Origin of the sequence: Acinetobacter sp. NIPH 817 (assembly GCF_000368405.1) — a bacterium.
In the GTDB taxonomy this organism is placed as follows: domain Bacteria; phylum Pseudomonadota; class Gammaproteobacteria; order Pseudomonadales; family Moraxellaceae; genus Acinetobacter.
Window position 1 is genome coordinate 3002016 of record NZ_KB849420.1, and the last position, 21935, is coordinate 3023950.

Sequence of the window (21935 nt, forward strand, 5' to 3'; positions counted from 1 at the left end):
ATTCAATGCCCCAGCTATTCTTTAGCTTCTTGGTGCCAGAACATATTTAAAACTTATTGGCACATTCATGACACTTCGAACAAGATTATGAGACAGAAGTTTTGACAATTTAACCCTGCCAAATTTTTTGCATGGAGTACAAATTACGTACTCCAAATTGCTGTCCTTTTAATCGTTATTCAATACCAACAAGTTCAGTTCATTGCTTGAACATGTTGCCATATATAGCGTATTTATGTTGCCAGACGCTAGCTTTATCTCTGAATCAACAGTTTATTTGCTTTTTGATATCCACGTGGTAAGAGCTGACCTTTTGAAGCTCGTTTACCCATATATTTTTGTAGATCATCACCTTTTAATTTTAGATGTTGCTGACCTGCAACCACCTGAATTATTTCATCTAAGTTCAGGGTTGTCATGGATAAAATTTGCTCTTTCGCATCAAGTTGTATCAACTTATTACCTTTACCCTTATTTAGATTTGGTAGTTCTGCCAAATCAATAATCAAGAGTCGACCTGCTGAGCTGAGCACTGCTAAGTGCGTCATATTTTGAGCAGATATCAATGGTAAAGCTTTTGATTCTTCAGGAACAGACAAGAATGTCTTACCTGCCTTGGCATTGGTATCTAACTGTTTGGTTTGAGTTTTAAACCCATAACCAGAGGTACTCGCCGCGATAAGTTCAGACTCTTCGTCTTCTAGATAAACCTGAATAAACGACACGCCACTTGCAGGAGCAAGTTTAGAACTTAATGGTTCGCCCAAACCTCTTGCTGATGGCAAACTACTAATAGGTAAGGCATAACTACGCCCTGTCTCATCAAGGAAATAGATCCGTTGATTGGTTTTACCCACAGCGTGACTTAAATATTGGTCGCCCGCACGATAGTTTAAATTCTCTGCATCAACATCCGCACCTTTTGCAGCACGAATCCATCCAGCTTCAGATAAAACCACCGTTACCGCTTCAGCTGGCATTAAATCCTGTTCTTTAATCTGAACAGCTTCAGCACGCACCACGATTGGAGAACGGCGTTCGTCACCAAACTTTTTCGCGTCTTCTTTTAATTCACCAATAATCAGATTTTTTAAAGATTCTGGATTTTCTAATTGCTCACGAATAATGGCAGCTTTTGCAGCAAGCTCATCTTGTTCATGACGGATTTCCATCTCTTCAAGTTTTGCTAAATGACGCAACTTGAGTTCTAAAATTGCTTCTGCCTGTATCTCATCAATATTGAAATGTTCCATCAATACAGGTTTAGGCTGATCTTCTTCACGGATAATACGAATCACTGTATCAATATCAAGATAAGCAATTAAAAGACCTGCCAAAATATGCAGACGTTTTTCAATTCGGTTTAAATGATATTCTAAACGGCGAGTTACCGTTTTTTTACGGATCTCAATCCATTCAAGCAAGATACGACGAATCGATTTAACTTGAGGACGTCCATCCTCACCAATCATGTTTAAATTAACACGGTAGCTCGACTCTAAATCGGTGGTTGCAAATAAGTGGCTCATTACCGCTTCTGCATCAATGCGATTAGAGCGAAGTACAATCACTAATCGTGTTGGGTTTGCATGATCCGACTCGTCACGAATATCAACGACTAATGGCAGCTTTTTGGCCTGCATTTGGTCGGCAATTTGAGTAATCACCTTAGAGCCCGATACTTGATAAGGCAGTTCAGTAATCACGATTTCATTTTTTTCGATGGTATAAACCGCTCGCATGCGGTAACTGCCACGCCCAGTGGTCTGAATTTTGAGTAATTCTTCTGGCGGAGTAATAATTTCAGCTTTTGTTGGTAAATCTGGCCCTGGAATATATTCAGCCAATTTTTCATCTGAAGTTTGCGGGTTACGAATTAATGCAATCGTTCCTTTAATCACTTCACGTAAATTATGTGGCGGAATATCGGTTGCCATACCAACCGCAATACCAGTTGTGCCGTTGAGTAGAATATTAGGAATACGCGCTGGCAACGTAATAGGTTCTTTTAAGGAACCATCAAAGTTATCTTGCCAGTCAGTTGTGCCCTGACCTAACTCATTTAACAACAACTCACTGTAAGCAGAAAGCTTTGCTTCGGTATAACGCATCGCAGCAAATGACTTAGGATCATCTGGTGCCCCCCAGTTACCTTGTCCTTCAATTAAAGGATAACGATAACTAAATGGCTGAGCCATCAATACCATCGCTTCATAACATGCCGAGTCACCATGAGGATGGTATTTACCAAGTACATCACCTACTGTACGCGCTGATTTTTTTGGCTTGCCGCTATTTTTTAAGCCTAGCTCGCTCATGGCATAGACAATACGGCGCTGTACAGGCTTTAAGCCATCACTGATATGCGGCAATGCACGGTCCATAATGACGTACATGGCATAATTCAAGTAAGCCTGTTCAGTAAATTCGGCTACAGAGCGGTTTTCTGTCGCTTGATGCGCAAGGCTGGTCATAGTCAGCTTATCTTCCAAATCAGTCGTTATTTTAAATGAGTCTTATGCTAAGTGGGCTATGTTACAGACACAAGAGGGAGTCTGTCACCTGAGCGTCAAATTATGTCTCATCTCTCTATATTTTTAGTTACTTGCTATAAAGTTAGGCAAAATTACAAGCCTATCGACTCTAGTCTTTTCCCTTGGGTTTCTTCACCTAATATTAAAATTACAGCTGCGACCAAAAGTAAAACAACAGTAAACATCATAAAAACATGGCTAAACCCATGCTTTGCAACCATCATATGGGTAACCACAATCGGCGCCAAAATTCCGCCTAAACGCCCCATTGCCGATGCCCAGCCCGAACCAAAAGCCCGAATATTGGCTGGATATTGTTCTGGCGTATAGGTATATAGCACTCCCCATGCCCCTAAATTGAAGAAAGACATGAGGCAGCCCCAAAACATAATGCTATTTACGCTGTCGGCTTGTCCAAAGAAATATGCAGACAGTGCACAAAACCCGATAAATGAAGCGAGAGTAATTTTTCTACCCAATCGTTCTACAAACCATGCCGCTGCCAAGTAGCCCGGTAGTTGCGCCAAAATCATCAGCAAAACATATTCAAAAGATTTAACAATGTCATAGCCCTGTTTCACCAATAAACTTGGTAACCAAGTAAAGATCCCGTAATAGGAATACACAATTCCAAACCAGATCAGCCAGAGCATTAAACTACGGCGTGCAAAAGGGCCACTCCAAAGTTGTTTAAAAGAGACCTTTTGTTGTATGGCGACAGGCACAACTTCAATGTGATGAACGATTTGGACACCCGCCTGAGCTTCTAGTTTTTGTACTAAAGCATGCGCTTCTTCGATGCGGCCACGGTTAATCAGGTACGGTATGGACTCGGGGAGTTTTTTCCAAATCACTAGAATATAAATCAGAGGGAGGCCGCCCATCAGAAATGCGATATGCCAGCCAAATTTAGGAATAATAAAATAAGAAATTAACGCCGCAACTAACCAGCCTAAACCCCAAAAACTTTCAAGTAATACAATAAAACGACCACGTACATGTGAGGGTATATACTCACTCACCAATGTCACTGCAACTGGTAGCTGCCCGCCAAGTCCAAGACCAACAACAAAACGGAAAATCAATAACCATTTCAAATCTGGAGCAAATGCACATAAGGCAGTCGCAATACTATAAATTGCCATGGTTGTGGCAAATATTGTCTTTCGACCAAAACGATCGGCTAAAGCTCCCGAGCAAACTGCTCCAATCGCCATTCCTACAAAGCCAATACTGACAATCCAACCGCTTTCGGCTGGTGTTAATGCCCAGTCTTTAACAAGCGTTGTCATGATAAAAGCAATGATACCGGTGTCCATCGCATCAAACATCCAACCTAACCCAACCACCCACAATAATGTGTAGTGGAATTTGCCAATTGGAAGATTTTGTATACGTGAAACCAGATCCATAAGAAAACTCTACTGGAAAGAATAAATGAGCAATACAATATTTAATTGTTATAGCATGCTCACATCGTATTCTGCATGATTAATGTTCATCGGTTGATGAAGCTGATTCTGCATCGTCATCTTTATAAATAAACTTAGGCATTTCTAAGCCGAAATAGATCGCAATCAGACGCAGAGTAAAACCGAAAATTAAGGTTGAAATAACAGTTAACTCTAAACTGAATCCCAAATCTAAGCATACCCAATAGCAAATGACCGCTACAAAAGAAATACTCGCATAAAGTTCGCGACGGAAAACGAATGGAACATCGTTACATAAAATGTCACGTAAAATACCGCCAGAAACCCCAGTTAACACCCCTGCTACAGCCGATACGACAAAACCATGCCCCATTTGTAAGGCAATCTGACAACCAATAATGGTAAATCCAATTAGACCTAAAGCATCGAGCACCAAAAAGATGTTATGTAAGTGACGCATCCATTTGGCAATAATGATTGTGACAAAAGCAGCACAACAAGTCAGAACAAGATATTCAGGATGTTTTACCCAAGTTAAAGGATAGTGGCCAAGTAATACATCACGTACCGACCCACCACCTAAAGCAGTCACACAGGCAATCAGTACGACACCGAACCAGTCCATACTCCGTCGCCCAGCAGACAATGCGCCTGTCATGGCTTCGGCAGTAATCGCAATAATATAAATAACGGTGAGTAACATTGCCCTTTCCCTCAGGCCAAACAGTGCGCGTATTTTAAGATAAAGTTATAGGAATTGTGCACAGCATTGTTTAAATTTTTTTCCAGAGCCACATATGCAAGGCTGTTTCATCGTGACCTGCATATCTACAGTGGGATCAAGAAAAAACCATTGTTGTTGATGATATACAAAATGTGAAACCTCATGGTGAACCTGAGCTTTTTGTCCATCATGATAATGTGCCTTGAATTCAACTTGTGCATGGGTTTTATCGAGTTTTTCTTTAACGTTAACGACGTCTAAACCCAACCATTGATTTTGTTTACTCCAGTCTGCAATGGCATCTTTATCAAGTGCATTTTGCTGACCTAAAGCGGTTGTTTTCACAATATAATCAATTTGCTGTAATGCAAAAGCACTATAGCGCGAACGCATCAGCTGCTCTGCCGTCAGGGCTTTTGCTGTGCCTAAATGTAAAGGCTCACAACATTCTGCATAGCTGCCTTTTCCACATGGGCAAGTGTGTTGAGTCATTCTGTGTTTCTCAAATAAAAAAATAGCTCAGAGTTGAGCTATTTTATGATGTTTCTAGACTTAAAATGTCATTTAATCTTTTGATTCATCTTGTTCGATAGAAACAATATGAACTTTCTCGATTTTATGACCTTCCATCGTAATTACTTCAAAGCGATAACCATCTGCTTCAACAGCTTCACCATTTTCTGGTAAGCGACCTAAATGGAATAACAAGTAACCTGACAAAGTTGAATACTGTTCACTCTCATCGACCAAATCACGGCCTAATAAAAGCGATACGTGGCGAATGTCCGTTGAACCTTCAAGTATTAATGAACCATCTGCCAAGCTCTCAGCGGCTGCATCTAGCTCATCTTCATCAGGGAATTCACCCGCAATGGCTTCTAAAATATCAATTGGCGTTGCAATACCTTCAATTGAACCGTATTCATTTAAAACGATTGCCATTTGTAACGGTGCTTGACGTAATTGCTCCATCACCATAAGTACTTGAGCATTTTCATGCACAATGACAGGTTCGCGTAAATGCTTTTGGAAATCGACCACACCTGTTTCGATAAAGCCATTTAGAACTTTATGAGTAAGTGCAATACCTTCAATATTATCAAGCTCACCACGTGCAACAATCAAACGAGAGTGTGTCATTGACATTAAACGTTCTTTTAAAACGTCTGGTTCGTCGTCTAAATTAATCCACTCAAGTTCAGGTCGTGGAGTCATAACAGACTTTACAGGTCGCTCTGATAAACCAAGAACACCTTGCACAAGCACACTATGATAAGCGCCATTTTCTTCGTCAAAAACTTCATCTGCAAAAGCTTGTGTAGCCAATACGTCTTCTTTATCAGAAGATTGCGTATCTGAGCTAGAACCACTGCTCTTACTTCCTAACATACGTAACACGGCTGAGGCAGTGCGATAACGTAAATCGGTGGTCGTAACCATCTTTTCCTGATTGCGACGCATGCTTTGGTTGATAATTTCCACCAAAATTGAGAAGCCAATTGCAGCATATAAGTAGCCCTTCGGAATATGGAAACCAAAACCTTCCACGACCAAAGAGAAACCAATCATCATCAAGAAACCAAGACACAGAATAACGACTGTTGGATGCTTATTCACAAAGTCCATGAGCGGTTTAGATGCCCACAACATGATTCCGACAGCAACAATCATTGCCAGCATCATGACACTTTTGTCTTTAACCATACCAACGGCGGTAATCACACTATCTAACGAGAACACGGCATCAAGCACAACAATCTGGACAATGACCATCCAGAACGCAGCATGAACCGGATTATCTTCTTTTTGCAGTTGTTTGCCTTCCATGCGCTCATGTAATTCCATGGTGCCTTTAAAGAGCAAGAACACACCACCGAACAACAAGATCAAATCACGACCAGAAAATGGATGATCAAAAATATGAAAGAGTGGATGAGTAAGCGTTACGACCCAAGCAATGGCAGCCAACAAAAGCATACGCATGCCTAAAGCCAATACTAATCCCAGTTTTCGAGCCTTACCACGCTGCTCTGGTGGCAGTTTTTCGGCCAAAATAGCGATGAAAACGAGGTTATCGATCCCCAATACAATTTCAAGAACGATTAATGTTGCTAAACCCACCCAAGCAGATGGATCAGACATCCATTCAAAGATCATCGATCCTGCTCCTGTGCTAATTGGATTTTATCTTTATTTGGCAACACAGCAGGCATGCCCATACAAAGGAGGGAAAATGTTTTTTTAAGACAAGAAATTAAAACGGAGCGACTACAACCACTACCCATATTTGTTCATATGTTGTTAAACGAATTTTTAGTATAGGCAAGATTTAACATAAATTCATCATTTTTATTTGTTCATGACAGGCATTCACCAAACCCATACAAAACATGAGTCTTTACTATAAATCTGCTTATAAAGTTGTCATATCTTTTGCTTAGTGTAGACAAGAAATATGAACGTGATAAGGTGAAAATAAAACAATGAATAGCGTATTAACAATGGCAGTAAATGATTCACCAATAACAGCTGTAAAAACAAAACAACCTCTTATTGCATTATATTGTGGTTCACGTGCAGGAAATAACCCGATCTACCGAGAAAAGGCGATTGAACTCGCTCATGGAATTGCTGACCAAGGTTTCGGTTTAGTCTATGGTGGTGCCAGCATTGGTTTAATGGGACAAGTTGCTGAAAGCGTTCTCGCAAACGGCGGAGAAGCTGTCGGTGTCATTCCTGAATTTATGCTCGATTATGAAGTAGCCCATGCTGGCTTAACCGAATTACATATCGTAGAAACCATGCACGAGCGCAAAGCCATGATGGCAGAGCGTGCAAGTGCATTTATTGCATTACCCGGCGGTTTAGGAACATTCGAAGAAATATTGGAAATAGCCACTTGGGGCCAACTTAATCAACATCAAAAACCCATGATTTTGTATAACGTAAATGGTTTTTATAATGCATTGATTGCCCAACTAGACCATGCGGTTCAAGAAGGCTTTCTTCCCCTTCAGCACCGAGCTAAATTAATTGTATGTGATGATGTCGCTCAGATTTATAACGTCATTAAGAATTTAAAAATGCCGAAAAGATTTGTTGTTTAGTTACCCACCTACTCTCCATAAAAAAGCGGTTCTGCCGCTTTTTTTGTTTTAACTATTTTCACCGCTATCTTCAAAAGCACTTAGATTTATTAAAGGGGTAATCAACATTGTCTTACTTTTTTTACTTTCAATTTGTTTTACACTAGACCAAAACGTTAACTTTCAAATGTTATGAATGCCACGCCGACTCACCAAGCCTTGCAACCTGAATATCGCTTACTCGTACTTTTGGTTTCCATTGGCTTTTTTATGCAGGCTTTGGACACAACAATTGTAAATACAGCTATTCCTGCAATGGCTCACCATTTAAATGAAGACCCTCTACGCATGCATAGTGTAGTGGTGGCCTATGTTTTATCAGTAGCCGCCTGCATTCCTTTAAGTGGATGGTTAGCAGATCGCTTTGGTGTTAGAAATATTTTCTTATCGGCAATCGTTATTTTTACTTTAGCCTCTTTAGGTTGTGGTCTTTCTCAGAGCCTAAATGAACTCTTATTTTTCCGAGTCATCCAAGGCGTAGGGGGAGCCTTACTACTTCCTGTTGGCCGACTATCACTTTTAAAGATTATTCCCCGAACTCAGTTTTTAGCTGCAATGAGCTTAATGAGTCTTGCAGGTTTACTCGGGCCGTTGGCTGGTCCAACTTTAGGTGGCTGGTTAGTTGAAGTTGCAACTTGGCACTGGATTTTCCTGATTAATATTCCCATGGGTATCTTAGGCATCTTAATGACATTAAAAGTCATGCCTAATTTAAAAGAACCTTCAGTCAAAACATTTGATTTAGGCGGCTTCATCTTATTAGTGGTAGCCATGATTGGATGGTCTTTGGGTATCGAACATTTAGCCTCACCTGAATATTCCAAATGGTTCAGTATTTCGCTATTAATCGTCGGCATAATCGCAACGCTTTGGTATGCCTATCACTCTCATACTCATCAAAATGCGTTGTTCCGTAGCCGACTTTTTAGAAACAAAATTTATGCGATTGGTATTTTAGGTAATTTCTTTGCCCGCTTTGGTGGTAATGCTTTACCTTTTGTTTTACCGCTCATGCTACAGGTGGCTTTTGGCTTTGAACCTTTCATAGCAGGTTTAATGATGATTCCATTAGTCTTGGGTTCATTATTTTCAAAGCCAATTGTCAGACCGATTATTCAAAAGATTGGCTACCGACGTTTTTTACTCATTAATACAACGCTGGTCGGGCTATGTATCGCCTCTTTCGCGATTATGACAATTGACACTCCAACTTGGTTTAGAGCCTTACACTTTTTCTTATTTGGCACATTAAACTCACTGCAATTTGTGGGTATGAACACATTGACCTTAAAAGATCTGCCTCAACAAGATGCAAGTAGCGGTAATAGTTTCTTGTCAATGATCATGATGCTATCAATGAGTATTGGCGTGGCACTCGCTGGCACACTCATTAATATCTTTACTGATTATTATGGAGCTGACCATGTGACCACTGCATTCCATGTCACTTTAATTTGCCTCGGCTGTATCAATGTAATTACAGCGCTTATTTTCTGGCAAATTCCAAAAAATACCCCCGTATAAACCGTTGCATTTTTAGCGTGGTTTCTCCCTCTTGAATCACGTTATGATGTCGGCTTCAAATCTTTAATGAGTTTTGCATGACCAAACTGGCTAAAACCTTTTTCACAGCACGGTACAATACCTTTATCGGAATTGGCTTGGGATGTGTTATGGGAGTTCTGGCTTATTTTGGTCTGTTCTATCAGCAAAAAGCCGTTGCACAAGATTATCCAGTTCAAGGATTCGATGTCTCTCACCATCAAGGTGATATTGACTGGAAAAAAATATCGCCGGAAAAGTTCCAATTTGTCTATTTAAAAGCAACCGAAGGTGGTGATTACAAAGATTCAAAATTTCAAGAAAACTGGTTAAAAGCTCGTGAACATGGGCTTCATGTAGGGGCTTATCACTTTTATCGTCTATGTCGTGATGGTAAAACTCAAGCAGATAACTTTATTGCGACTGTACCTAAAAAATTAGATGCACTTCCACCCGTTATTGATCTGGAATATGACGGTAACTGTATTAATTCACATACCAAAGAACAGTTACTTAAAGAAATAGGCATCATGCATGATCGTCTAAAACAGCATTATGGCAAACAGCCTATCTTTTATATTTCTAAAACTTTTTATCACATTGTGTTAATCGGTAGTTTTCCCAATACACCACTTTGGGTTCGTGATTATGAAGGAAAACCCGAACTTAAAGACAAGAGAAAATGGCTCTTTTGGCAGCATAGTAATCAGGGTAAAATTGAAGGGATAATAAAGCCCGTAGACTTAAATGTTTATGAGGGTTCAGTCAAAGAATGGCACCAATTCTTACAGCAGCAAGGCATCGTGAAAGCACAATAATATGCGCAAAATCATTCATATCGATATGGATGCCTTTTATGCATCAGTCGAATTGCGAGAGCGTCCTGATCTAAAGCATCTCCATGTGGTTATTTCATCTCATCATCCGCGAGCTGTGATTGCTGCTGCATCTTATCCTGCCCGCGAATTTGGTTTACGTTCAGCCATGTCGATGACTCAGGCAAGAAAACTATGCCCTCAAGTCGTTATTATTGAGCCAAATTTTGAAAAATACCGCACAGTCTCTGCTCAAATTCACTCTATTTTTCAGCAATATACTCTGCTTATTGAACCTTTATCGCTCGATGAAGCCTATTTAGATGTCACTGAAAACCTAAAACAGATTGCGAGTGCAACCGAGGTTGCGATGCATATTCGAGAAGATATTTTTAGGTTAACTGGACTGACTGCATCAGCAGGTGTAGCCCCTAATAAATTTTTGGCAAAAATTGCTTCGGACTGGAACAAACCTAATGGTTTATGTGTAATCAAACCTTCGCAGGTTGCTAGTTTTATTCAAGACTTGCCACTTAAAAAGATTCCTGGCGTCGGCAAAGTCACTCAAGAAAAATTACAGCAGCTTCAATTACATACTTTGGGTGATTTACAGAAAATTGAAGAGGCTGTTTTAGTTCACCACTTTGGTAAATATGGACAACAACTTTATCTATATGCTCAAGGAATTGACCATAGACCTGTTCAGGCTGAAAGAGCGCGTCAACAAATTTCGAAAGAGACCACTTTCGATAGTGACTTTACTTTGGTTCAATGTCAGCCCTATTGGCAAGGACTAGCCGAGAAAGTCTGGCAAAGCTTAGAGAAAAAACAACTCAATGCACGTGGTGTGAATATTAAGCTTAAACTCAAGAATTTTCAGACTTTACAACATAGTAAAAGCTTTAAAAGACCGATCCAGTCACTGCAGGACTTAATCCAAGTTTTATTTTTATTATTAAATGAAATGCAGATTCCTGAACATTTTCAGTTTCGCTTAATTGGTATAGGAGTTTATCAATTACAAACCCAAGCGGATGACTTCCAGCTTAACCTATGGTAGTTGATTAATTTTCACTCAAAAGAGCAACTTTTAAACAAAATAGACTCCCTTTTACTGAAACTTTAGAGTAACCTAATCAACGCATCTTCATTACCCATGTATTTGCAACATGCCAAAGCAACCTTTACTTTCGGCATATCGTCCTGTGATTGGCGTGACGACCAAATCCGAATATTACAGGGCTCTTTCTGATACATGGCTTAGATATCCCTTCATCACAATAATCTACTGAAATTCCTTTCTACTTGCTTGCACCAACCCAGTAACTCTTCATAAAATCAACACTATTAAATAAAGCCACTCTAGAGCATTTTTATGACGGTAAAGCGTTTACATGTAACCTCACGCTACTGCGAAGTTGCGATTTCAGGTAATTTGGTACATTTAGCTGGCCAACTCGCAGATGATACAAGCGTCGATGTTACAGCACAGACTCAACAAACTTTAGATAATATTGACCGTCTATTGGCAGAAGCTGGAACAGATAAAACCCATATTCTTTCTGTTATGATTTTTCTAAAAGATATCGACAAAGATTATGCAGCAATGAATGCTGTTTGGGATGCATGGATTAGTGAAGGACATCCACCAGCACGTACTTGTGTAGAATCCAAACTTTATGCACCAGACGTGCTTGTAGAAATGACGGTAGTTGCAGTACTTCCATAGTTTTTGTAAATATAAAATGACACTAAATTGAGCAATATTCCTAGTTATATTGCTCAATTTTTTAACATTTTTAATGTCAGCATGTTATTCAGATCTTATTTAATGCGTTCTCTAATCAATTGCTATAATCTCTAATTTTAAGACTTCACAAACGCATTTGACATTCTTTCTAGTTGCGGCGTTGCATGTAAAATTGCCATCTCTGTTTCTGGAGTCAATAAATCTCTTCTTAGATCGTGATAATCAGGCACCTCACTGTAATGCAGTACACGATAACCAGCCAGTTGTAATAGACGACGTTCATACTGTTGATGTGCTCGGCGTAAACCGCTTTCTCCAAGAACAACCACTACAACAACCTGATAATTTTGATCAAGTACAACAAAATCAGCCGCCATATTTTGATATTTTCGACGTGTATGCGCATATTTTGTAGTTAATAATGCATCAAACGATACATGTGCCAATACGGTAAATTTAGGCAAAACTGTTTGTAATCTGGTTAATGTCATTTGCTCATGACTGGTTAGAACTGCACGGCGCTTCAAGGCACTATCATGTTGATGCCTTCGCGAAAGACTTTTCACTGCCATTACAACAGCCAGAAATAATAATAAGATCGTGATTAAATAGTACATGGGTCCAATCCTTTAGGTTTTTTATAATGATTTTGCTAGATCACACTTTGTTTTAATTGATAACGACACAGCCGTTTTTTAAAAGGTTCACTTAGTAATTTCACTTGTAGTTATCAAGCTTGGCTTAAATTTAGCCACCCTCACATTATTTATAATCATAGAATCTACAACAATCAAGTGCAGCTCGTCAGATTTTTGCTATTTATCATTATTCGTTACGTTTTTTGTACTTTTAATCTTCAAAAATCTCACTATACGATTTAAATAGACACTTTAAAAACAAAACAGGCTCTGTTTAGGAGCCTGTTTTATCACTATCCACGAACCTTGCTTTTAGGTTTACTTTTTCCACCAAATGGTCTTTTCTCCCCTGTTTCACGAGGAGGTAAACCAGTGTGTTGGGTTAGAACCTGTCCTTTTTGTGGACGTTTTTGCCCTGCTGCTGAACGAGATTGCCCCTGACCACGTTTTGCTGAATCACCCGCTACAGAAGAGTTCTTCTTACGTGCCGACTTATATTCACCTTCAGCAGTGCCTTGTGGCTGATAGGTTGGAATTAAATGCTGCTTTGAATTACCAATTAAATCTGCACGGCCCATTTCTTTTAAAGCTTCACGAAGCAATGGCCAGTTGTTTGGATCATGGTAACGTAAGAATGCTTTATGCAGACGACGGCGTTTCTCACCTTTTACAATATCAACTTTTTCAGTATAACGAGCTACTTTAGCAAGCGGGTTTTTACCCGAATAATACATGGTTGTTGCAGTTGCCATTGGCGATGGATAGAACGTCTGTACCTGATCAGCACGGAAACCATTCTTTTTCAACCAAATTGCAAGGTGCATCATGTCATAATCTGAAGTACCCGGATGTGCTGCAATAAAGTAAGGAATTAAATATTGCTCTTTTCCTGCTTCTTTACTGAAACGATCAAACATTTGTTTGAAACGATCATACGTACCAATACCTGGCTTCATCATCTTAGATAACGGGCCTTGCTCGGTATGTTCAGGAGCAATTTTTAAATAACCACCCACGTGGTGTTGTACTAGTTCTTTCACATATTCAGGGTTGAGTACAGCAAGGTCATAACGTAAACCTGAACCAATCAGAATCTTCTTCACACCTTTAATAGCACGTGCTTTACGGTAAAGCTGTACTAATGGCGCATGATCGGTATGCAAGTTTTGACAAACACCCGGATATACACAAGAAGGTTTACGACAGTTCTTCTCAATTTCTGGGTCCTTACAATGCAAACGATACATGTTTGCTGTTGGGCCACCTAAGTCTGAAATAATACCTGTGAAGTTTGGTGCTGTATCACGGATTTTTTCAATCTCACGTAAGATCGAATCTTCCGAACGGTTTTGAATAATACGACCTTCATGTTCTGTAATCGAACAGAATGTACAGCCACCAAAACAGCCACGCATAATGTTGACCGAGAATTTGATCATATCAAATGCAGGGAAACGAGCGTCGCCATAAGTAGGATGTGGCAAACGTGCATACGGAAGATCAAACACATAGTCCATTTCCTCAGTCGTTAGAGGAATTGGTGGTGGATTAATCCAGACATCACGTTCACCATGGCGTTGAACCAAAGCACGGGCATTACCCGGATTAGTTTCAAGATGCAAAATACGGTTTGCATGTGCGTAAAGTACGTGATCATTTGACACTTCTTCAAAAGAAGGTAAACGAATTACCGCTAACTCGCGTGGAGGTAACTTGTGTTTAATTGCTTTTGACGGTGCCGGCTTTAATTGAACGATTTGAGTGTCATCATCTAGTTTGTCGCCTTCACGCACAATCGGATTTGCAACAATCTCTTTCTGGAAATCTTGATACTGAGCTAATGAGTTGCCTTTTTCTTTTTCAACTTCACAGCCATCAATATCTTCAGTCATGACATATGGGTTAATAATTGGATCAACACGCCCAATCGTATCTACATCATTACTCGCAACCTCAACAAATTTTGCTTTTGATGCTTTGTTATGTTTATTAATAATAAATGCTGTACCACGAACATCTGTAATCTCGTGGATTTTTTCACCTTTAGCCAAACGGTGCATCACATCAATAATGGCACGCTCACCATTACCATACATGAGCAAATCAGCTTTTGAGTCCATCAAAATCGAACGACGGACTTTATCTGACCAATAATCGTAATGCGCAATACGACGTAAACTACCTTCAATACCGCCTAATAACACAGGTACGTCTGGAAAAGCTTCACGACAACGTTGGCAATAAACTGTTGCTGCGCGGTCAGGACGTTTATTTGGTTCATTATTTGGAGAATAAGCATCATCAGAACGGATTTTACGATCTGCCGTATAACGGTTAATCATCGAATCCATATTACCTGCGGTCACACCCCAAGCAATTGTTGGCTTACCTAAAACACGGAAGCTTTCAACATTGGTCCAATCTGGCTGCGCAATAATTCCGACACGGAAACCTTGTGCTTCAAGCACACGCCCAATTACACCCGATACAAACGATGGATGGTCAATATAGGCATCGCCACAGACTAAAATAAAGTCACATGCATCCCAGCCGAGTTGGTCCATTTCTTCTCGTGACATCGGCAAAAATGGTGCGGGTTCAAAACACGACGCCCAATATTTGTCGTAATCAAACAGCGCTTTTGGCGCAGTCTGCATGGTGTAGGCAGTAGACATGGCTTGCGAATCTCGGCTAGCAGATGGAGGAGAGACATCTAAAGATGAAAGCCGATCATTTTAACATGAATTTCATTCATTTTCCCTGTTTATAAAACATGCGAAAACAATAATATAGAAATTAATTTGATTAAAGTTTACTCAATATTTTATTCTTGGAATAAATACGGCGGAATAAAATCCGCCGCAGTTTTAATTTTTATTTATAGAGCTTAAAACAAAGCTTTTGGTAAACGAATCTGAATAATCTCATTATCATCAGCCAGTTTTGCGTTACGCCCTGTCGAACCAGGGAAGTTATTATCATTGAAAACGGTAAGCGTTGTACCATTTTCAATAATCACATCTTCAATGGTTTCAAATGGGAAAGCAAAAACCTGTCCCGTACCGATATCCCCTGCTCTTGCTGTGCTATACAATAAATTCGGGTTAGCAATTTTAATTAAATCAACCAAATCTTCACGGCTTACTAGCTGACCGGACTCATGTAATTTAATACGGATTAATTTTTTATAGCCGCCTAAATTATTCTGAGTCGCATCACGTTCAATAATGATCCCTTCTTTATCATTAAAGAGTTGGAAGTCACCAATATTGGTTGCCTTGCTGTCTAACTGGAACCAATAATATTTTCCTGTATACACTTTTTTCTTCAGGTCAAATTGAGAAATCAGTAGTTGTCTTTCTGTTTCCCGAATTGATTTAATTGGCTTTTCTATAAGAGGGTAAAGATACTGCCCATCTGGTGAAATCGCCATTCCTTCAAAACCACCACTTTGCTGAACTAGAGGTTCTACAAAATTAATTTGTGCTTTATTAAACTGATTTTGTGGTGAACGTAATTCTTGAGTCGGGTTTAACGGATTTGGTAGAGCAATCGGTGCATCTAATAACACACCATCGGCTGAAAAATGAAGTAAATAAGGTCCAAATTCATCGCCAATCCAGTAGGTCCCATCACTAGTACGTTGCATAGACTCTGGATCAAAATCTGCACCTGTTAATAAACGCTCAGCTGTATCACCATTCACGATATTAAATGGAATTAATTTGTTCGGATCACGCAGCTGGATAAAGCTTTGCACAGTCACTTGCCCCGTGCCTTTAACTTTAGTTTTGAAATCAGGCTTTAGTTTATAAATACGAAGTAAAAAATCTGCTGAATTATCTTGAGTCCCAAAACCATTATCAGCCATTGCCATATAACTGCCATCTTCATTTTTTAATGCAGCAGAAAAGCCTTGTACAGGTTGACCCTTAAATGGAGGATAAATTCCATTTGCACCTTTCACATATGCGCCAGAGTCTGGACCAGCTGCATAAGTTTCTACAGGTAACTTGGCAAAAGAAATTAAGGTCGGTTCGGTAACTTTTTCAGTAGGTGAAGTTTGTTCTTGATCATTATCATCATTACATGCCGTCAATCCTAAACTGGCGCAGCATAATAATGCGACTAAAGTTTTTTTGCTCATAGTTTTATACAGTTGGTAAAAAATTAAGCAAATTTAATCAATCTTATATGAAGTTTTTACTTCAAAAAGATGAAATCTTTATGGCGAAAATATGACAAACTCAACTGTTCAATACAAACACAAACTAAATGACCTCATCAAAAATAATTAAAGTTTCGTTGGCTGATATTCTCCAGCAATTGCTGCTTTCAAAAAGTTCTGGAAAGTTGGACATTCCATATGATTTTCAGCAGGACATACCGCAGCATGTTGTAATCCTTGGCTGATAAAATGCAATCGTTTAGCCATTTGCTCTAATTGTTCAGCTTTATCTTTTAGTTTTTGCCGATTGAGCTCTGGTTTACCATCTTGTCCAAACATTGTTGCGATTTCATTTAAAGAAAAACCTGCAGCACGACCTAAAGCAATGAGTGCCAGTTGATCAAGCACTTGTTTCCCATATTGCCGACGTAAACCTTGCCGCCCTATCGATTTAATTAATCCTTTCTCTTCATAAAAACGTAGTGTAGCGGTTGTGACTTTTGCCTTTTTAGCGACTTCACCAATATCCATAACAACCTCTTGACTTCAAGTGAACTTTAACTTGCACAATAAATTTATCACGTTTCAGACGTATAAAAGCAAGGTTTCAAAATGAATCTCTCCACATTGTTCTTTCAGGCTTTATGTCTCGGCATTGGCGCAACAATTATGATGGATATCTGGCTGTTAACATTAAAGATATTCAAAATTCCGACCTTAAACTTCGGCTTGCTCGGACGCTGGGTTGGTTGGATATTTAAAGGGAAACTCATCCATCAATCTATAGCCCAAAGCCCTCAAATTAAGGATGAATATTTATTAGGTTGGATTGCTCACTATAGTGTTGGGCTAATCTTTTCATTTAGCTTTCTTTTAATTGTTGGCTCAGATTGGCATAGCCATCCTCAGTTTTATTCAGCACTTCTGTTTGGTGTAGTCACCGTTCTCATTCCTTTTTTTATTATGCAACCTGCGATGGGTAGTGGTTTTGCTTCATCAAAAACCCCTCGTCCTTTTTTGAACTGCCTAAAAAGTTTGATGAACCATAGTGTTTTTGGTTGTGGCTTATATCTCACTGCAAAATTATTTCAATTTTAAATAAAGAGGAAACTGCTCATGAAAACCGTTGCCATTATTTACTATAGTCGCCAAGGCCACACCCAATTTATTGCTCAGCAAATTCAAACTGGCATCTTGAATCATAAAGATATTAAAGTAGATCTGCTCAGTGCGGAACATCTTGTCGAAAACCCAGAAACCCTAATTCCATATGCCGGCTTAATTTGGGGATCTCCTACTTATTTAGGGGGTGTATCTTCCAAGTTAAAACAACTCATGGATGCAACGGGTCCATTATGGAAAAAGCAGAGCTTTAAAGGAAAACTAGCGGCTGGCTTTACCGTGTCTTCCCTTCCAGCAGGTGATAAACAATCGACACTAATTTCACTTTTTACCTTTTGTATGCAACACGGCATGTTATGGATCGGCAACCCGATTTTGCCTGAGCAACACCAAGGTATTCCTTATACTCAAGCAGCCAATCGTCTAGGCTCATGGTCAGGCTTAATGGCTCAGGCTGAACATGGCAGTAATGCAGATAGATTTGATGAAGGAGATATTAAAACTGCTCAACAATTTGGAGAAAATTTTGCATTGACCTTAAATGCTTATCAAGGAATATAAGGCCATGAAAGCACAGAAGCTTTTATTTCTGTTAATTTTATCTGGAATGATGTCTTTTATAGTTTCGGGTATTTCAACTTTTAAAGTAGTGGAGCTAAATCATCATTTCCTTTCATTGTGGGTATCGGCTTGGATTATTGCATGGATATTGGCTTTTCCAAGTGTATTGATTTGTGCGCCTATAGCTCAGAAACTTGTCGACATTGTATTTAAGTAAGTTGATCTGTAAGTTAAAACGTACAAAACTTGCGGTCATTTGCGGATATTCATCTTTAGTATTTTTTCATAATATATGAAGCATAGAGAGACAGGATGTCTCATTGAAGAAGAATAAGAACGCAGGAAGCGGTAGTTGACAGGAGTTAGCTACATAAGCTGAATACGAAAAAACCTCGACAGGATGTCGGGGTTTTTTCATTTTAATTATACAAAATTCTCACTCTTTGCTTGTGCTGAGCAACAGAACTTATATTGATCCGTTGAGTATGGCTGAATACCATGATTTCATTTGAAATTTGATTATCGGTTTTGTATTTTGCTTACCTCATCTTTATCTAACAATTATTTTAATCCGACTCAAATAAACATTTTGAGTCTCAAATTTTTCGTAATTGCTTTAATGACAATAATGACTGGGTGTACAAGCTTAGGCCCGAATAGTGGTTCATTTTCATGGCGTTCAAATAAGCTCTCGTCTGGTCTACAAAAAGCTTATTCTGTTCCACAAAGCACAGCGAATCGGTTATCTTCAATAATTATTCAAAGTGCTGACAAATATAATGTGCCGCCTCTTTTACTTGCCGCGGTCATAAGACAAGAATCGAGTTACAATACTAATGCCCTCTCGCCTACGGGTGCAGTAGGTTTAACTCAAATTATTCCCAGCTATTGGCAACAAACTTGTACTGGTAATTTGTATGATGAATCTACAAATATTCAATGTGGCGCATATATTTTAAATCATTATTATCAGTCAGCGGATAGTTGGTTCAAAGCAACAGCTTATTATAATGTGGGACCAACTGGATATGAGCGAAGCTTCTGGACACGGCACAAAGCTAAAAAATATGCTCGATCTGTTAAACGTCATCAAAAAGCTTTAAAAAGTGCTTTATAAATAAGTTTAAATAAAAGCCCATCAATAGATGGGCTTTTTTATACAGTTAATTTTATTCGTCAAATAAACCGTCAAACAGAACAGAAGATAAATAACGCTCCCCACTATCTGGCAGAATAACAACAATAGTTTTACCAGCATTTTCAGGGCGTTCTGCAATTTTTGCCGCCGCAGCCAAAGCTGCGCCACTTGAAATCCCCACTAAGATGCCTTCTTGGGTTGCACAGTTTCTTGCCCACTGAATTGCTTCTTCACTAGTCACTGGTAAGACTTCATCCACAAGATCCAAATCAAGATTCTTTGGAATAAAGTTCGCACCAATGCCCTGAATTTTATGTGGTGCAGGTGTAATGTTCTCTCCATTTCTAGTTTGAGTAATAATTGGAGACTCAGCAGGTTCAACGGCTACAGAATACAAAGGTTTATTTTGAACTTGTTCGAAATAACGAGAAATACCAGTAATTGTGCCGCCAGTACCTACACCCGCAACCAAAATATCAACTTGTCCACCTGTTGCTTGCCAAATTTCAGGACCGGTTGTGTCTACATGAATTTGAGGATTCGCTGGATTTTCAAATTGCTGAGGTAAGAAATAAACATCTGGCTGTTCAGCTGCTAATCGTATGGCTTCATCAACTGCACCTTTCATCCCTTTCGCTGGTTCAGTTAAAACTAAATTGGCACCGAGTGCTTTTAATACTTTTCTACGCTCAAGACTCATGCTTGCAGGCATAGTTAAAGTAATTGAATAACCCTTAGCAGCTGCAACAAAAGCCAATGCAATCCCTGTATTACCACTGGTTGGTTCAATAATATGCATGCCTTCTTTTAACACACCACGCTTTTCTGCATCGGCAATTAGTGCCGCTCCGATACGACATTTCACAGAAAATGCAGGATTACGGCTTTCCACTTTTGCTAATACGGTTGCACCAGTTTTAATCAAACGATTAATGCGAACTAAAGGAGTATTACCAATAGCTTCTGCATTATTTGGATAAACTGCGATACCTAAATTATTGGGTGTTGGAAATTGCTGATCAGTAGACATGTTATATCCTTATTAGATTTGGAATGATTCTGAATCATTATAAGCTTCTATAATAAACAGGAAAGTAGAAAAGCTAAGTAATGCCTGAATTCTCAAGTGAACAATATCTCTTGTCATAGATTTCTTTTCAATAAACACAAAATTAAAATTATTTTAAAAATCAAATCATTAGGTTAAATAAATTTATTTTACCATCCATATCTTACATTATTAACACTACCCTAATCTTCTGATCACACACTAAAGCTAAGGTTCTTCCAAAATTTTATATAACGAGTTACCAAAGTTCACCCTCTCTCCAATCGGCACAAATAGTATCATCCTCTAAATTATGAGTTAGTCGCTTTTTCAGCAGAGCGCTTAACGGAAATAGCATAATTTGATAATCATCTGTTAGATAAGTGGAAGTATCTTGCTTGATGTATAAATCCCCCCACCACGAAATCCAATCTAATTTTTTATAGAACGTCTCATCTTCAGGCTGTAATGCCGCAAGTTCATAGCCTAAAGTAGTTAAAGCATCAGTTAAATATTTTAATAATTTAGATGCGAGTCCTTTTCCACGCATTTTGACATCAGTAGTCACATATTCTATATAAGCATTTTTTACAGTGATACCATCTTTTAAGGTGAAAATTCGATCTGTCCATAAAGCATGCGACACAATATTATCATCCAATATGCCTATTATATGCACAGCGGTTTGCATGAAGGTATATTGACTCCAAGGATCTTCATCAAAGGCAGCAAAACACAGCTCAGCAATTTGTTGCCGTTGTTGCTTATCTAGATCATGAGCCGCGATGATTTTAAACTGCATAGGCAGAAACTCTATTTTAATTGTTTAAATCATAAGCAAATATCGAAATAATACGAATTTTTTTTTAGTTAAAAACAATTCAATCAATTTAATTTCCCATAAGGAAACACCCCGGCCTCTTTCGGGGTCGGGGTGTTTGAATAATGAGCTGGCGATGACTTACTCTCACATGGGAAACCCCACACTACCATCAGCGCTAAGAGGTTTCACTTCTGAGTTCGGGAAGGGATCAGGTGGTTCACTCTTGCTATGGTCGCCAGCACAACTGGTATGGATACTTGCATTGGTCTTAATATGCCGATGCGTTTTCCAAATCTTTACAGATGGGCTGATTGAATCTTACTTTATTTGTTCATTTTAGCTAAGCATATAACTAAATCAAGTTGCTTTGCATATTAATGAATCGATTGATGCTTTATATACAACTGCTTGGGTGTTGTATAGTCAAGCCTCACGAGCAATTAGTATTGGTCAGCTTCACATATCACTATGCTTCCACATCCAACCTATCAAC

20 protein-coding genes, 1 rRNA gene and 1 pseudogene are annotated in these 21935 nt (G+C 39.1%); 9 read left to right on the plus strand and 13 right to left on the minus strand.

Annotated elements, in window-relative coordinates:
* Positions 1-254: 254 nt before the first annotated feature.
* From parC to F968_RS17775, 5 genes are all read right to left on the minus strand, one after another.
* Positions 255-2474 carry a DNA topoisomerase IV subunit A gene (parC, locus tag F968_RS17755; protein WP_004795218.1) on the minus strand — a complete coding sequence of 740 codons (2220 nt, stop codon included), beginning with the start codon at positions 2472-2474 and terminating at the stop codon, positions 255-257.
* A gap of 152 nt (positions 2475-2626) precedes the next feature.
* A complete protein-coding gene (locus tag F968_RS17760) occupies positions 2627-3946 on the minus strand; it encodes a niacin transporter NiaP (RefSeq protein WP_004795221.1) in 1320 nt (439 codons plus the stop codon).
* A gap of 79 nt (positions 3947-4025) precedes the next feature.
* Positions 4026-4670: a trimeric intracellular cation channel family protein gene (locus F968_RS17765; RefSeq protein WP_004795225.1), complete on the minus strand. Its 645-nt coding sequence runs from the start codon at positions 4668-4670 to the stop codon at positions 4026-4028.
* A gap of 45 nt (positions 4671-4715) precedes the next feature.
* The gene (locus tag F968_RS17770) at positions 4716-5183 is read right to left on the minus strand and encodes a YchJ family protein (protein ID WP_004795226.1); all 468 of its coding nucleotides are present in this window, start codon (positions 5181-5183) and stop codon (positions 4716-4718) included.
* A gap of 72 nt (positions 5184-5255) precedes the next feature.
* Entirely contained in the window at positions 5256-6848 is a 1593-nt protein-coding gene (locus F968_RS17775) for a TerC family protein (RefSeq protein ID WP_004795227.1), read from the minus strand.
* 326 nt (positions 6849-7174) lie between these two features.
* On the opposite strand from F968_RS17775, the gene F968_RS17780 reads away from it, so the two are divergent.
* The 4 genes from F968_RS17780 (at position 7175) to dinB (ending at position 11254) form a co-directional block, all read left to right on the plus strand.
* On the plus strand, positions 7175-7798 hold the full coding sequence (locus F968_RS17780) for an LOG family protein (protein WP_004795229.1): 624 nt from the start codon (positions 7175-7177) through the stop codon (positions 7796-7798).
* A 171-nt stretch (positions 7799-7969) separates the two neighbouring features.
* Complete coding sequence (gene mdtD / locus F968_RS17785; protein WP_004795230.1) at positions 7970-9361, plus strand: multidrug transporter subunit MdtD; 1392 nt, start codon at positions 7970-7972, stop codon at positions 9359-9361.
* A 77-nt stretch (positions 9362-9438) separates the two neighbouring features.
* On the plus strand, positions 9439-10197 hold the full coding sequence (locus tag F968_RS17790; protein ID WP_034596491.1) for a glycoside hydrolase family 25 protein: 759 nt from the start codon (positions 9439-9441) through the stop codon (positions 10195-10197).
* Between the two features lies 1 nt (position 10198).
* Entirely contained in the window at positions 10199-11254 is a 1056-nt protein-coding gene (gene dinB / locus F968_RS17795; RefSeq protein ID WP_004795234.1) for a DNA polymerase IV, read from the plus strand.
* Positions 11255-11258: 4 nt separating this feature from the next.
* On the opposite strand, the pseudogene F968_RS20040 reads toward dinB, so the two are convergent.
* Positions 11259-11375: pseudogene (locus F968_RS20040) on the minus strand (hypothetical protein).
* Between the two features lie 194 nt (positions 11376-11569).
* Between F968_RS20040 and F968_RS17800 the strand changes: the two are divergent.
* Positions 11570-11923: a RidA family protein gene (locus tag F968_RS17800; RefSeq protein ID WP_004795237.1), complete on the plus strand. Its 354-nt coding sequence runs from the start codon at positions 11570-11572 to the stop codon at positions 11921-11923.
* A 137-nt stretch (positions 11924-12060) separates the two neighbouring features.
* Here F968_RS17800 and F968_RS17805 read toward each other — a convergent pair whose 3' ends face one another.
* The 4 genes from F968_RS17805 to F968_RS17820 all read right to left on the minus strand — a co-directional run bounded on the left by F968_RS17805 (position 12061) and on the right by F968_RS17820 (position 17281).
* Entirely contained in the window at positions 12061-12561 is a 501-nt protein-coding gene (locus tag F968_RS17805) for a DUF2726 domain-containing protein (RefSeq protein WP_004795239.1), read from the minus strand.
* Positions 12562-12875: 314 nt separating this feature from the next.
* Complete coding sequence (locus F968_RS17810; protein WP_004795242.1) at positions 12876-15257, minus strand: YgiQ family radical SAM protein; 2382 nt, start codon at positions 15255-15257, stop codon at positions 12876-12878.
* A gap of 212 nt (positions 15258-15469) precedes the next feature.
* On the minus strand, positions 15470-16729 hold the full coding sequence (locus F968_RS17815; RefSeq protein WP_004795243.1) for an esterase-like activity of phytase family protein: 1260 nt from the start codon (positions 16727-16729) through the stop codon (positions 15470-15472).
* Between the two features lie 147 nt (positions 16730-16876).
* Positions 16877-17281, minus strand: a complete 405-nt coding sequence (locus F968_RS17820; RefSeq protein ID WP_004795245.1) for a helix-turn-helix domain-containing protein — start codon at positions 17279-17281, stop codon at positions 16877-16879.
* An 81-nt stretch (positions 17282-17362) separates the two neighbouring features.
* Between F968_RS17820 and F968_RS17825 the strand changes: the two genes are divergently transcribed.
* The 4 genes from F968_RS17825 (at position 17363) to F968_RS17840 (ending at position 19550) form a co-directional block, all read left to right on the plus strand.
* Positions 17363-17848 carry a DUF2938 domain-containing protein gene (locus tag F968_RS17825; protein ID WP_004795248.1) on the plus strand — a complete coding sequence of 162 codons (486 nt, stop codon included), beginning with the start codon at positions 17363-17365 and terminating at the stop codon, positions 17846-17848.
* Between the two features lie 18 nt (positions 17849-17866).
* Positions 17867-18433, plus strand: a complete 567-nt coding sequence (locus F968_RS17830) for a flavodoxin family protein (protein ID WP_004795250.1) — start codon at positions 17867-17869, stop codon at positions 18431-18433.
* Positions 18434-18437: 4 nt separating this feature from the next.
* Positions 18438-18650, plus strand: coding sequence for a DUF2798 domain-containing protein (locus tag F968_RS17835; protein WP_004795251.1), 213 nt, complete (start codon positions 18438-18440; stop codon positions 18648-18650).
* A 291-nt stretch (positions 18651-18941) separates the two neighbouring features.
* On the plus strand, positions 18942-19550 hold the full coding sequence (locus tag F968_RS17840; RefSeq protein WP_081399581.1) for a lytic transglycosylase domain-containing protein: 609 nt from the start codon (positions 18942-18944) through the stop codon (positions 19548-19550).
* A gap of 52 nt (positions 19551-19602) precedes the next feature.
* On the opposite strand, the gene cysK is transcribed toward F968_RS17840, so the two are convergent.
* The 3 genes from cysK to rrf all read right to left on the minus strand — a co-directional run bounded on the left by cysK (position 19603) and on the right by rrf (position 21682).
* Positions 19603-20601 (minus strand): cysteine synthase A, encoded by a 999-nt coding sequence (cysK, locus tag F968_RS17845; protein WP_004795253.1) that lies wholly within the window; start codon positions 20599-20601, stop codon positions 19603-19605.
* Between the two features lie 277 nt (positions 20602-20878).
* The gene (locus F968_RS17850) at positions 20879-21421 is read right to left on the minus strand and encodes a GNAT family N-acetyltransferase (protein ID WP_004795254.1); all 543 of its coding nucleotides are present in this window, start codon (positions 21419-21421) and stop codon (positions 20879-20881) included.
* A 146-nt stretch (positions 21422-21567) separates the two neighbouring features.
* Positions 21568-21682, minus strand: a 5S ribosomal RNA gene (rrf, locus tag F968_RS17855).
* Positions 21683-21935 lie beyond the last annotated feature (253 nt).

What these genes read in the sequence shown, in the direction of transcription:
- F968_RS17765 (WP_004795225.1), bottom strand. Translation starts at nt 4,670, where the DNA reads ATGTTACTCACCGTTATTTATATTATTGCGATTACTGCCGAAGCCATG.
- F968_RS17790 (WP_034596491.1), top strand. Translation starts at nt 9,439, where the DNA reads ATGACCAAACTGGCTAAAACCTTTTTCACAGCACGGTACAATACCTTT.
- mdtD (WP_004795230.1), top strand. Translation starts at nt 7,970, where the DNA reads ATGAATGCCACGCCGACTCACCAAGCCTTGCAACCTGAATATCGCTTA.
- F968_RS17800 (WP_004795237.1), top strand. Translation starts at nt 11,570, where the DNA reads ATGACGGTAAAGCGTTTACATGTAACCTCACGCTACTGCGAAGTTGCG.
- F968_RS17850 (WP_004795254.1), bottom strand. Translation starts at nt 21,421, where the DNA reads ATGCAGTTTAAAATCATCGCGGCTCATGATCTAGATAAGCAACAACGG.
- F968_RS17815 (WP_004795243.1), bottom strand. Translation starts at nt 16,729, where the DNA reads ATGAGCAAAAAAACTTTAGTCGCATTATTATGCTGCGCCAGTTTAGGA.
- F968_RS17760 (WP_004795221.1), bottom strand. Translation starts at nt 3,946, where the DNA reads ATGGATCTGGTTTCACGTATACAAAATCTTCCAATTGGCAAATTCCAC.
- F968_RS17825 (WP_004795248.1), top strand. Translation starts at nt 17,363, where the DNA reads ATGAATCTCTCCACATTGTTCTTTCAGGCTTTATGTCTCGGCATTGGC.
- cysK (WP_004795253.1), bottom strand. Translation starts at nt 20,601, where the DNA reads ATGTCTACTGATCAGCAATTTCCAACACCCAATAATTTAGGTATCGCA.
- F968_RS17775 (WP_004795227.1), bottom strand. Translation starts at nt 6,848, where the DNA reads ATGATCTTTGAATGGATGTCTGATCCATCTGCTTGGGTGGGTTTAGCA.
- F968_RS17780 (WP_004795229.1), top strand. Translation starts at nt 7,175, where the DNA reads ATGAATAGCGTATTAACAATGGCAGTAAATGATTCACCAATAACAGCT.
- F968_RS17770 (WP_004795226.1), bottom strand. Translation starts at nt 5,183, where the DNA reads ATGACTCAACACACTTGCCCATGTGGAAAAGGCAGCTATGCAGAATGT.
- F968_RS17820 (WP_004795245.1), bottom strand. Translation starts at nt 17,281, where the DNA reads ATGGATATTGGTGAAGTCGCTAAAAAGGCAAAAGTCACAACCGCTACA.
- parC (WP_004795218.1), bottom strand. Translation starts at nt 2,474, where the DNA reads ATGACCAGCCTTGCGCATCAAGCGACAGAAAACCGCTCTGTAGCCGAA.
- F968_RS17810 (WP_004795242.1), bottom strand. Translation starts at nt 15,257, where the DNA reads ATGTCTACTGCCTACACCATGCAGACTGCGCCAAAAGCGCTGTTTGAT.
- F968_RS17835 (WP_004795251.1), top strand. Translation starts at nt 18,438, where the DNA reads ATGAAAGCACAGAAGCTTTTATTTCTGTTAATTTTATCTGGAATGATG.
- dinB (WP_004795234.1), top strand. Translation starts at nt 10,199, where the DNA reads ATGCGCAAAATCATTCATATCGATATGGATGCCTTTTATGCATCAGTC.
- F968_RS17830 (WP_004795250.1), top strand. Translation starts at nt 17,867, where the DNA reads ATGAAAACCGTTGCCATTATTTACTATAGTCGCCAAGGCCACACCCAA.
- F968_RS17805 (WP_004795239.1), bottom strand. Translation starts at nt 12,561, where the DNA reads ATGTACTATTTAATCACGATCTTATTATTATTTCTGGCTGTTGTAATG.